At 69.1% G+C, this 2,242-nt stretch carries 1 protein-coding gene; it reads left to right on the top strand.

The window, feature by feature from the left end; genetic code table 11:
* The first annotated feature begins 2 nt into the window (after positions 1–2).
* On the top strand, positions 3–2,069 hold the full coding sequence (gene recG, locus QZ994_RS19575; RefSeq protein WP_290877693.1) for an ATP-dependent DNA helicase RecG: 2,067 nt from the start codon (positions 3–5) through the stop codon (positions 2,067–2,069).
* The last annotated feature ends 173 nt before the right edge of the window (positions 2,070–2,242 follow it).

Genomic DNA, 2,242 nt, shown 5'->3' with positions numbered 1-2,242 from the left:
CCATGGACAAGCTCGGCCTGCGTCGCGACATCGACCTGGCCCTGCACCTGCCCCTGCGCTACGAAGACGAAACCCGCCTCACCCGCCTGCGCGACGCCCGCGATGGCGAGACCGTGCAGGTGGAAGGCATCGTGCGCGAAAACCGCATCGAGGCCCGTGGCCGCCGCCAGCTCATCGTCAAGCTGCACGACGGCAGTGGCGAGGTGCTGCTGCGCTTCCTCAACTTCTATGGATCCCAGCAAAAGACCTGGGGCCTGGGTGTGCGCCTGCGCGTGCGGGGTGAGCTCAAACTGGGCTTTTTCGGCCGCGAGATGGTGCACCCCACCGTCAAAGTGGTGACCGAAGACACGCCGCTGGCCCAATCGCTCACGCCCATCTACCCCACCAGCGCCGGCCTGCCCCAGCTCTACCTGCGCAAGGCCGTGGAAGCCGGCTTGCGCCGCGCCCCGCTGGACGACCTCATCCCGCCCCAGGCCCTGCCATCCCAGGGCCGACACTGGCCCAGCCTGCGTGAGGCCCTGACCTTCCTGCACCAGCCCAGCCCCGAAGTGGCCGTGGCCACCCTTGAAGACCACAGCCATCCGGCCTGGCAGCGCCTCAAGTTTGAAGAGCTGCTGGCCCAGCAGATCTCGCAGCGCCAGGCCCGTGCCGAGCGCGCCCACCTCAAGGCGCCCGCCCTGGTCGCCCGCCCTCAGGGCCTGCAGGACAGGCTTCTGGGTGTGCTGCCCTTTGCGCTCACCGGCGCCCAGCAGCGGGTGTGCGAAGAAATCGCGCAGGACATCGCCCGCCCCCAGCCCATGCACCGCCTGCTGCAGGGTGATGTGGGCTCGGGCAAGACGGTGGTGGCCGCCATTGCCGCGGCCGTGGCCATCGACGCCGGTTGGCAATGCGCCCTCATGGCGCCCACCGAAATCCTGGCCGAACAGCACTTCCGCAAGCTGGTGGGCTGGCTGGAGCCCCTGGGCGTCAAGGTGGCCTGGCTCACCGGCAGCCTCAAGGCCAAGGCCAAACGCGAGCAGCTGGCCGCCGTGGCCTCGGGCGAGGCCCAGCTGGTGGTGGGCACCCATGCCGTCATCCAGGACCAGGTGCAGTTCGCCCGCCTCGGCCTGGCCCTGATCGACGAACAGCACCGCTTTGGCGTGGCCCAGCGCCTTCAGCTGCGGGCCAAGCTGGAGAGCGGCGACCTCGAGCCCCACCTGCTGATGATGAGCGCCACGCCCATCCCCCGCACCCTGGCCATGACCTACCTGGCCGACCTGGAGGTGAGCACCATCGACGAGCTGCCCCCGGGCCGTTCGCCCATCGTCACCAAGGTCTTCAGCGACGGCCGCCGCGAAGAGGTGATCGAACGCATCCGCGACGAGGTGGCCCGCGGCAGCCAGGTCTACTGGGTCTGCCCCCTGATCGACGAAACCGAAGAGGCCGACCTGGCCGCCGACCAGGCCGCCGGGCGCGACAGCAACAAGCGACCCCCGCTCGACCTCAGCAACGTCACCCAGACCCACGAAGAGCTCAGCGAGACCCTGGCCGGCGCCGGACAGGGCGTGGGCCTGCTGCACGGCCGTCTGCCGGCCGCCGAAAAGGCCGAAGTGATGGCGAAATTCGCCGCCAACGCGCTGTCGGTGCTGGTTGCCACCACCGTGATCGAAGTCGGGGTGGACGTGCCCAATGCCAGCCTGATGGTGATCGAACACGCCGAGCGCTTCGGGCTCAGCCAGCTGCACCAGCTGCGCGGGCGTGTGGGTCGTGGTGCCGTCGCCAGCGTGTGCGTGCTGCTCTACGGCTCGCCTTTGTCGGACTCGGGCAAGCAGCGGCTGAAGGCCATGGCCGAAACCACCGACGGTTTCGAGATCGCCCGCCGGGACCTCGACATCCGCGGCCCGGGCGAGTTCATGGGCGCACGCCAGTCGGGTGCCGCCCTGCTGCGTTTCGCCGACCTCAATGAAGACGATGCCCTGGTGGCCGATGCCCGCCGGGCTGCCGAGCTGCTGCTCGCCCGCCACCCCCATGTGGCCGAGCGCCATGTGGCGCGCTGGCTGGGGCAGAAGTCCGAGTACCTCAAGGCCTGAGTGATCGGCGTTCGCGATCTTTGCAAGCTGTTTCAGCCTCACCCATGCGGGGTGGGCCAAGCCCCTGGCTCCGCCCTGAGAATCCCTGGCTAAACGGCCATCGAGCCACAACCAAACATCAGGGAACCCGCCATGGGTCTGGGAACGTCCTTCCTCTCCGGGGCAGCCACGTC

It is taken from the genome of Aquabacterium sp. (assembly GCF_021768455.1).
In the GTDB taxonomy this organism is placed as follows: domain Bacteria; phylum Pseudomonadota; class Gammaproteobacteria; order Burkholderiales; family Burkholderiaceae_C; genus Aquabacterium.
The sequence above is the reverse complement of the archived record's forward strand: the minus strand, read 5'-3'. Positions and strand labels throughout refer to the sequence as shown.